At 59.9% G+C, this 8967-nt stretch carries 8 protein-coding genes; 5 read left to right on the top strand and 3 right to left on the bottom strand.

What is annotated here, in order from left to right; translation table 11 throughout:
- Window positions 1–394: 394 nt before the first annotated feature.
- Complete coding sequence (locus tag FJ398_22525) at window positions 395–1531, bottom strand: glycosyltransferase family 4 protein (protein MBM3840684.1); 1137 nt, start codon at window positions 1529–1531, stop codon at window positions 395–397.
- A gap of 38 nt (window positions 1532–1569) precedes the next feature.
- Here FJ398_22525 and FJ398_22520 point away from each other — a divergent pair, with 38 nt between their 5' ends.
- The gene (locus FJ398_22520; protein MBM3840683.1) at window positions 1570–2316 is read left to right on the top strand and encodes a methyltransferase domain-containing protein; all 747 of its coding nucleotides are present in this window, start codon (window positions 1570–1572) and stop codon (window positions 2314–2316) included.
- 120 nt (window positions 2317–2436) lie between these two features.
- Here the strand turns inward: FJ398_22520 and FJ398_22515 are convergent, their stop codons facing one another.
- Entirely contained in the window at window positions 2437–3159 is a 723-nt protein-coding gene (locus FJ398_22515) for a hypothetical protein (GenBank protein ID MBM3840682.1), read from the bottom strand.
- A gap of 382 nt (window positions 3160–3541) precedes the next feature.
- On the opposite strand from FJ398_22515, the gene purS reads away from it, so the two are divergent.
- On the top strand, window positions 3542–3781 hold the full coding sequence (gene purS, locus FJ398_22510) for a phosphoribosylformylglycinamidine synthase subunit PurS (protein ID MBM3840681.1): 240 nt from the start codon (window positions 3542–3544) through the stop codon (window positions 3779–3781).
- 114 nt (window positions 3782–3895) lie between these two features.
- Window positions 3896–4636 (top strand): phosphoribosylformylglycinamidine synthase subunit PurQ, encoded by a 741-nt coding sequence (gene purQ / locus FJ398_22505; GenBank protein ID MBM3840680.1) that lies wholly within the window; start codon window positions 3896–3898, stop codon window positions 4634–4636.
- 243 nt (window positions 4637–4879) lie between these two features.
- Here the strand turns inward: purQ and FJ398_22500 are convergent, their stop codons facing one another.
- Window positions 4880–5971: a hypothetical protein gene (locus tag FJ398_22500; protein ID MBM3840679.1), complete on the bottom strand. Its 1092-nt coding sequence runs from the start codon at window positions 5969–5971 to the stop codon at window positions 4880–4882.
- Between the two features lie 776 nt (window positions 5972–6747).
- Here FJ398_22500 and FJ398_22495 point away from each other — a divergent pair.
- Window positions 6748–6933 carry a hypothetical protein gene (locus FJ398_22495; protein ID MBM3840678.1) on the top strand — a complete coding sequence of 62 codons (186 nt, stop codon included), beginning with the start codon at window positions 6748–6750 and terminating at the stop codon, window positions 6931–6933.
- 39 nt (window positions 6934–6972) lie between these two features.
- The gene (locus FJ398_22490; GenBank protein ID MBM3840677.1) at window positions 6973–8202 is read left to right on the top strand and encodes a type II/IV secretion system protein; all 1230 of its coding nucleotides are present in this window, start codon (window positions 6973–6975) and stop codon (window positions 8200–8202) included.
- Window positions 8203–8967: the final 765 nt, after the last annotated feature.

The raw sequence follows: 8967 nt of genomic DNA, 5'->3' as shown, positions 1-8967 counted from the left end.
CCGAAGGGCGGCAGTTCTTTTTCGCCAGACTTCGTTGCTTGCTCCTTACAGATCCACTTCGGGATATGCTCGTCGCTCGCGCCTCGTCTGGCCGAAAAATCCCTTGCCGCGAACGTGAGCGTATTTATGAAATGGACCACTAAGTCAACCGGCCCTCCTTCGCTCTTTTCCCCTCACCCTGACCCTCTCCCTCAGGGAGAGGGAACATTCGTTCGCCACGCTGGAACAAGTCTGGGCGCATTGGACGGGCGGACGACGGCGATACGTTCTCCCTCTCCCCGAGGGAGAGGGCCGGGGTGAGGGGAACGGAGCGTTCATTCACCGATGATACGAGCCAGTGAAGTCACGTTGGACCAGAGAGAACAGACAGCGCGTTTGCAGCTCTGCGAGCAGTTCAAGGTTTCAAGTTCAAAGACCGGCGTTGGGAAGTCTTGACAGAAAACAGCGCCTGACTTTCCAGCCAGTCGCACGCTTTGGGCAGCACGACGTCCCAGTGGAAAGTCTTGGCTCGCTGCCACGCGTTCCATCGATAGGTCCGATACCGTTCCGGCGATGTCAAGGCGTCCACCACCGAGCGGGCCAGTTCTTCCGGACTCTCAGCCTGAGTCACAAGTCCGGTCTGATCGTGCAAGGTGGCTTCAGTCAGGCCCGCGACCGGATACACCACTGCCGGCGTTCCCAGGGCATTGGCTTCAATGATATTCAACCCCCATCCTTCGCGTTGCGACGCGTGCAATAGAAAGTGCGCCTCACGCAGACACCGATCCTTCTCCGGTTCGGACAAGGCGCCCAGAAATTCGACGCACGCGCCGAGATTCAAATCGGAGGCCACCTGGCGCAACCGGGAATCCTCACCGCCGCTACCGACAATTTTCAGACTTGCCTGAACCCCGCGTTCGCGCAGCGACTGAACCGCCCGGATGGTGTGATCGACTCGTTTGTTGGGCGCCAGGCGCGACACGACCACGAGGCGGATTGGCGGGGTCAAAGGCTTGGCATCCAGCTCCGGCAACGCCACCGTGTGAACGCCGTACGGAATGATCGTGACGTCCCGAACCCCGTGCCGGCGCAGGATGTCGCGCGCGGCCTGATTCGCCGTCCAGAACGGAATCCGCCGATACAACCAGTGCGTCCACCGTTCCTGCCATCGCCCGATGACATTCAAAGGCCAGGAGTAAAAGGCGTTCCAGATCGGGCCGAGCACCTCGTGAATGTACGCGACGCACTGCGTGCGGCACCACCAGGGGGCGTACCAGGGAATTCCGTGATGCTGGTCTATCACCAGATCGAAGCGCGCCTGGCGCCGATACCACTGCCGCGCCGCCCAAACCGAAGTGCCAATCCCGCCGCCGCGCACGATCCGGACGCCTTCGATCGCGTCTTCATCCGCAGCGCCCTCGAAGTGGTTGGAGAACCACCAGACATCGTGCCCGCGTCGGGCCAGCGCGGTGAGGTATCCCAGAGTGACACGTTCGGCGCCGCCCGCGAGGGGATTGCGCGGGTCACGCCAGTTCAACATCAGGAAACGCATCGCGAGACGAGCCAAACAAATTCCGGCTTGCCTGACAAATCAGCAGATTGGACAGTGCGGCGCTCGTGATCATCCATAAACTCATCGCGCATCATCTCCGCCATCGCGACGACGCGGGATTTTACCACTTGCAGGCCCGGGACGCAATTCGCTGGATGGAAAAGAACGGCGTCGCGCTGAATGGCAATCTCAAAGCGCTGGACCTGGGCGCGGGCCACGGCATTTTCGGCGCAGAGCTCCAACGGCGCGGCTGCGAAGTTGTTTTCGCGGACGAATCGAATTACTTGAGCCCGGAGCTGGCCTCCGCGCCGTTCATTCAGATCAATCTGGACCGCGACGAGGTGGCCAAACTCGGCCGCTACGATCTGGTCGTGTGCTCGAATGTTCTGGAACATCTCGCCCGGCCATTCGCCTTCATCGCGTCGCTCGCCAAAATGCTCAACCCGTCGGGCACGCTTTACTTGAGCTGGACGAATTGGCTTTCGCCGTGGGGCGGCCACGACTTTTCCCCGTTCCATTATCTGGGCGCGCGCCGCGGCCATTTGATTTTCGACAAATTGATCAAGCGAAAGCGCATTCACACGCCGTTTGAAACTCTCTACCCGACCTCCATCGGGCGAATGCTGGAGGCTTTCCGGCGGCAACCTGGAATTCAGGTGATGAAGGTTGCTCCCCGCTACTATCCGGAATTTTCCTTCATCACCGCGATCCCGTTGCTGCGCGAATTCCTGACGTGGAACTGCGCGGTGCTGATCAAACAACGCGAGCCTGCTCACGGGCCATGAACCAAAGACCGTGCGGACCGCAGCCTTTAGGCTGCTTCCGGCCTCGCTCCGGAGTTTGGCGCCGAAGCGGCCTAAAGGCCACGGTCCGAAGAGACGGTTCCTGGGAAGGTTGGACACCGCCTACTGCGCGGCGAACTCCGCGACCAGGAGGGCGTTGGCGTAAGGGAAGGGCCGGCGGTATTGCCTTTGGCACGCCTCGGTTCGCTCGGCAGGCTGCCAGGCCAGAAACTCTGTGCGCACGAAATAAAACTCACGGCTCGCGCCCAGCGTCTGTTCGCAAATCAATCGGTCGAGGAAAGGATTGTAGCCGATCGGCGCCGTAATCACGAGTTTCCCTTCGGCGGCCAAGATGGTTCTGCACGCGGCGAGCGCGGCGCGGATTTTTTGATCCGACGGCGTCGAAGCTTCGTCATCGAAACCGATGTGCTCGAACGTCGAGAGCGAGAGCATCAGGTCGTACGGTTGGTCCGGCTTGAAATCGACGATGTCCTGGTTAATCACGCCTTCCCCCTTTTCAAATTTGTCCAGAACGTCGTGCCGAACGGGACCGTAATGGGACAAGACATTGCCGACTTCCAGCACGCGACCTTTACGGAACTGTTCCAAATAGAAGCGCCCCACCGGCACTTCGAGGCAGCGCTCGCAAGCCCAGGTCATGTTGTAGCGGTGGTAAAAGTATTCGAGCTCGGAGCTCTGGAATGAAAACTTCTTCCGGGCGAGAAACGGAATAATGACCGGGGCGAGCAACAGCCTCATCGGCTTCCTGAGCATCTCCGCCACGCCGAAGCGGTTGGCGAACCAGACGAACTTGGAGAGCTTGCTATTGTAGAGGTGTTGGCTCATGGCCGAGCGCACTATGGCCAGCGACCTGCCGTGTCGTCAATGGCGCCTGCTCCGCCTTGGCAACCCCTCAGTTCACGACGGTGGGGCGAGGCTCCCGCCGAGCCTTTCGTCGATGGTACTGGCTCGGCAGGAGTCCCGCCTCACCTTTGACTGAGGGGACCCGCCCTGGAAATTGCTGCGAATACGGCGCGTCTTTCGGAATTCGCGATAATTCGTGAAATTCGTGTCCACATTTGGATTGGTTGTGCGAATGCGAGTCCCTTCTCCTTTTTGCTCGGAATTGGACTCCGGTGCATTCGACTCCAGGACGAAAAAATCTGGCTTCTTCAAGAGGATTTCCGCAAACATCCCCCCGAACTGACGCGCGTCGTCTAATCGAACAATGAAAGCGAAAATTGTCATTACGCCCAAGAAGGCCGTGCTCGATCCCCAAGGGAAAGCCGTGCAAAACGCGCTCGAACATATGGGCTACAAAGGCATCCAGGCCGTCCACGTCGGCAAATACCTCGAAGTCGAAATCACCGGGGACAAAGAAAACGCCCGCAAACAGATCGACGAAGCCTGCCACAAACTGCTGAGCAATCCGGTGATTGAGGACTATCAACTGGAGATTGTTGAGTAACGCGTAATTCGTAAACCGTGATGCGTGATAGATTAACGGAGCCAGCCTTCAGGATGTTACGCATTACGATTTACGGACTTGGCCCACTGACCACTGGCAACTGACCACTGCCCAATGCACTTCGCCGTCCTCCAATTCCCCGCTTCCAACTGCGACCAGGATGCCATCCACGCGATCCAGATCACGGGCCACTCGGCCCGGTTCGTGTGGCACAAGGAGAAGTCGCTCGGCAACGCCGATGCGGTGATCGTGCCCGGCGGCTTCAGTTACGGGGATTACTTGCGGTGCGGGGCGATCGCGCGCTTCAGCCCCGTCATGCAAACGGTCCAGGAATTCGCGGCCAACGGCGGACTCGTGCTCGGCATCTGCAATGGCTTTCAAATCCTGTGCGAAGCCGGCTTGCTGCCCGGCGCGTTGATCCGCAACCGTTCCCTTCAGTTTCGCTGCGAGCACGTGTATTTGAAGACGCTGACCCTGGATTCGCCGTTCTCGAATCGGATTCCAGCCGGAACGTTCCTGCGCATCCCCATCGCGCACGGCGAAGGCTGTTACTTTGCGGACGACGCCACTTTGGCCCGGCTGAAAGCGAACAACCAGATTCTCTGGCGCTATTGCAGCGCCGGCGGTGAAGTCACGGAGCAGGCCAATCCCAACGGTTCGTTATGGAACATCGCCGGGATCTGCAGCGAGCGCCGCAACGTGGGCGCCCTCATGCCCCACCCGGAACGCGCCTGCGAACCGCTCCTCGGCAGCGCGGATGGACGGCTGATTTTCGAGAGCATGATTTGCGCTTTCCTCAATAATTCTGCCACCCGGGCAGATTTGGCGACGAGCCTCGGTCACACGGCGCAATGACGAATCACAACGGGTTTCATAATCATCAGCCCGGAACCTTTTTCCAATCGGCGGCGGTTTGGCAACACAGAATCACAGCAATTCTCGGCCGCTTCCATGGGTAGGGCGAGCCTGTCCTCAGCGAGCCGGATCGGACGTGTTGCAAGCTCATCGAGCGGCTCGCCGGGACGGACTCGCCCTACCGAACTCAAACTGAGAGTTGTCACCAACATGTTGGTCGGTTGTGGCAGTCGCGGGACTGAATCACCGTCGGCCACTCCGCAGTTCCGGTAAAATCACGTCCTTGATCGCATGATGCGAGATCATGTGGCTCGGCGCGACTTCGTCGATCTCCAGTCGAAATGAGCTGCGGCCCATTTTCTCAAGCGCATCGCGCACGTTGCGTTCGTACGCCCGCATCGCTTCGGCGTACGGCAGGCCGGCGGACTTCGCATCGTGCTGCTTCTCGCCGAAGCAACAATCATCCCGACGCACCAGGATTTGCACCTGCTTACGGCCGCGTCCATGTGCGCCCAGGATGTAGAGATCCGGATAACCGGCCAGGCGATAGAACGTCGGCTCGAATTGTTCGCGGTCGCCGACGGATCCGTCGTAGCGCAGGTACAGCGGAATCGTTCCCGCCACTGGAAAACTGCAGCGAATCGTCGGATCAATTGCGGCATAGACCGTCGTCGTCCAGCCGCCGCCGGAAAGTCCGGTCATGTGGAAGGCGCGATAATTCGGGAAGCGGTCCGCACGGCTGCGTGTGTTGAGGTAATTCAAGCTGATCGCGGTTGGCTCCAGGAAATATTTGATCGGGCTGCCGACGGTGTTGGTCAGGAACATGGCGTCGTGGCCGCCTGTGCAATCCCCCGGCCGCATGTGCGGCATGAACACGCCCAGCACGCCGTACCCCTCGCGCAACAGCGCGCGAATGGTGCGTTGCATCCCGTAGCCGACGTCTGCCGGCGAAGGATCGTCGTCCAAGGTGCAAGCATGGCCGTGGTGCACCACGACCAGTTCACGATTCGGTTGCCTCGGGATGAAGTGATACGCGAGCCCCTGCAAGCCGGGCGCCATGTCGATGCGCAATTCGTCCGCGCGGGCGAGATGGTCAAGCTGTTTGACCGGGCCGGCCACGTTCGTGAGAACAACGTCGGGCAACCGGCGTTTGGGAAAACCTTCCTTGCCCCAGAGGTAGTGAATCAGCGCGCGGCGCTTCTCCGCGATCTCGTGGGTGGAATGAAGCGTGATCGATCGGTCATCGAGGAGTTGCGCTCCGGGAGCACCGGTGGCGGATATGGCCAGGAAAAGAGTCCAGAACAGAGGTAAGCTGGGCGAGCAGGGCATGTTCATTTCCGGCGCAGCTTACGGCATGGCCAGGCGGCGAGGAACAAATCATTTCCTGGAGTTCAGGCGGAGGAGGAGAACCACGAGGATGGACGGGTGGCGGATGGAGGGTGGACCGAGGAGGTCGATGGGAAGCTTGGATCGCGGGCTTTTGGGATACGACGGAAACGCCTTCACCACGCTCGATCCTCGGGACAGTCCGATCGGAGAGCGTGTCTTCGCGCTGATGGTGGATGAAGACGATTCGCTTTAGGGTCTGTGCAAAAATAACTTCCGGTTTTGGCGGGAGCGCCGCCTGGCCGGATGCAAGACGCGAGGAGGGAGCATCCCCGTTTTGGGGCTGTGACCGACGAGCAACGCCGCAGCCGGCCAGGCGCCGCCCCGCCCCGGAGGGCTGGGGCGATTTCGTTTTCTGGCTTCGTTTCTCCTCAGTCGCAGAGCCCTGACTATGCTCCTTCGTCGTGCCTCGCCCGAAAGCGAAATCGCCTCCAGCAAAACCGGAATTTATTTTTGCACAGACCCTTATCTGGCGATGGTCGGAGACATGGTGCGCGAGCGAGCCGAGCAACCGAGGGCGGTCGAGATGCTGGCCGGTCGCTTACTGTGCAGACCGTGGGATTGACGACAGATCGACCGGAGAACCGTAGCGCAGATTTTCAATCTGCGGTATCGCCGATTTCCAATCGGCCGGGCGCCGGCAAGTCCCAGCGTGCTCGGACTGGGAGACGCCCCGCAGAATACAATTCTGCGATACGGCAGAGTGCAACTCTGCGCTACGAGCTTTGTCGTCCATCCCGCGGACCAAGCAGTATCTTCGATGGCATTGGCTCGGCAGGATCAAGCAATGGGTCGATCCGCGCACGACGCCAACGCTCCGGAAAGGCCAGTTCATTCCGCTGGGCGTCAGTTCACCGAACAACCCGGACGTCCAGTGGCTGCAGGAACGCTCCAGCACGCTGAAAAACTGAAATTGAGACCTTCGAGCAGACACGTCACATTGGGGTCAAATGGAAAAAGCCAGTGTGAGTGAAACGTCGCAATACCTCCATTCTGTCCCCAACACCGCCGCCATCGAAACGCCGAAGCTCGTCCAGATCATCGTCCACGATGCGGTCAAGGCCGGCGCCAGCGACATCCACATCGAACCGTGGGAAAAATCGGTCGTCGTGCGGCTCCGGCTCATGGGCGTGCTGACCGAGTTGGTCCATTTGCCGTCGGAGTTGCTGGACCGGATTTCGGGCCGGCTCAAAGTCATGGCCAATCTGGTGAGTTACCAGACGGACCTGCCGCAGGAAGGCCATGTTCCGGCCGGGCCCGACACCGCTGGCGTGGAACTTCGGATTTCAGTTTTTCCCACGGTACGCGGCGAGAAGATCGTGGTTCGAATTTTCGATCCGCGAAACCGCACCTTTGAATTGTCCACTCTGGGTTTCGAGGAAGAGACGCTCAAGGCGTTCGTTCATTTGATCGACCGGCCGAACGGCTTGATTCTGCTGACGGGGCCGACGGGTTCAGGAAAAACGACCGCGATCTACTCCGCGCTTTGTCATCTCGTGCATCGCGCCGGCCCGACGATCAGTATCAGCACGGTGGAAGATCCGGTTGAATTCAACCTGCCGATGATCAGCCAGGCGCAGATCAATCCCGCCCGCGAGTTCACTTATCCGATCGCGCTCCGCTCGTTGATGCGCCAGGACCCTCAAGTCATCATGATCGGCGAGATTCGCGACCCGGAAACGGCGGCGATTGCCGTGCAGGCCGGCCTGACCGGGCATCTGGTTATCTCGACGATCCACAGCGGCAGCACCGCGGGCGTGTTCGCGCGCCTGATCAACATGGACATCGAGCCGTTCCTGCTGGCGTCGAGCATCACCGGCGTGGTGGGATTGCGGCTGATTCGCAAGAACTGCCAGTATTGCGCTGCGCCGTACGAGCCGGATGCCGCGCTGTTACGGCTCGTGCCTGCGGAGACGGTTGAATCCGCTTATTTCCGGCGCGGAGCCGGGTGCTCCGAGTGCCTGCACACGGGTTACGGTGGGCGCACCGCGTTGACGGAGATGATGGTGGTCAACGAAACGCTCCGCGATGCCGTGATCCAAAAACTCCCAACGCGCTCTCTTCAGCAAGTTGTCGTGGACCAGGGCATGCACACGCTGTGGCACACGGGGCTGCGGCGTGTGATGAACGGGGAGTTGCCGCTGGAAGAACTTTTGCGTGTTGTTGCGCTGGAACAGTGACCCTGCGGCGCAGGATAGATTTCCTTCGCCCCGGTAGCGCAGAGTTGCACTCTGCCGTATCGCGGAATTGCATTCCGCCAGCGCGTTGCCGATTGCAAATCGGCGATACAGCAGACTACAAGTCTGCGCTACTCTGACTCGGGGAAGGTCACCACCACTTGTTCGTGATGTTCGGCGGGCCTTCGTAATCCCTGGGATTCGTTGGAAAGCGGAAATAATCGACGTGGTTGTCTCCGAACAGAATATTGTTCCGGGACTGGCCTTTGTAGTTGTGCCAGATGCTGCGCCGGTCGTTCTTGTCGCGGTTGAAAAACCAGTTCCAGTCTCCCATGAAAATCTTGGTCGAAGCGGCCAGGCTGACTTCGCTGGACTTCATCGGCGCCACGGCCGGATCGCGGGATTGGGAATCGCCGGTCAGATGTTTTGTGCGATAGGTATCGACCGCCCAAACGACCAGGTAACTGTTGCCATACCACGTGAAGCAGTTTTCCACGAACCGGTAGGAATCGCCCTTGTCCGCCGGGCACCGAAACGTTTGCGGGTGCCCCACAAAAGGATTCAACGGGCGCTGGTCAGCCGGCGTGAACGGCGCCGTGGATGAGCTCGCTCCGGCGTTGGTTCCTTGAATGCCGCCGACATCGCCCCAGCCTTTGTGCGCCGGATAACTGTCGTTGGAATCCTCCGCGTATAAGTGAAAACCGATGCCGATCTGGCGCAGATTGCTCACGCATTTGACCTGGTTCGCCTTGGCCTTGGCGCGGGACA

The sequence above is a fragment of the Verrucomicrobiota bacterium genome (genome assembly GCA_016871535.1).
Lineage (GTDB): Bacteria > Verrucomicrobiota > Verrucomicrobiia > Limisphaerales > SIBE01 > VHCZ01.
Note: the sequence above shows the minus strand (reverse complement) of the source record. Positions and strands in the feature narration are given on the sequence as shown.

Bases quoted from the DNA above. Each gene is read 5' to 3' on its own strand.
- purS (MBM3840681.1), top strand. From the start codon at position 3,542: ATGAAAGCGAAAATTGTCATTACGCCCAAGAAGGCCGTGCTCGATCCC.
- purQ (MBM3840680.1), top strand. From the start codon at position 3,896: ATGCACTTCGCCGTCCTCCAATTCCCCGCTTCCAACTGCGACCAGGAT.
- FJ398_22500 (MBM3840679.1), bottom strand. From the start codon at position 5,971: ATGAACATGCCCTGCTCGCCCAGCTTACCTCTGTTCTGGACTCTTTTC.
- FJ398_22490 (MBM3840677.1), top strand. From the start codon at position 6,973: ATGGAAAAAGCCAGTGTGAGTGAAACGTCGCAATACCTCCATTCTGTC.
- FJ398_22525 (MBM3840684.1), bottom strand. From the start codon at position 1,531: ATGCGTTTCCTGATGTTGAACTGGCGTGACCCGCGCAATCCCCTCGCG.
- FJ398_22515 (MBM3840682.1), bottom strand. From the start codon at position 3,159: ATGAGCCAACACCTCTACAATAGCAAGCTCTCCAAGTTCGTCTGGTTC.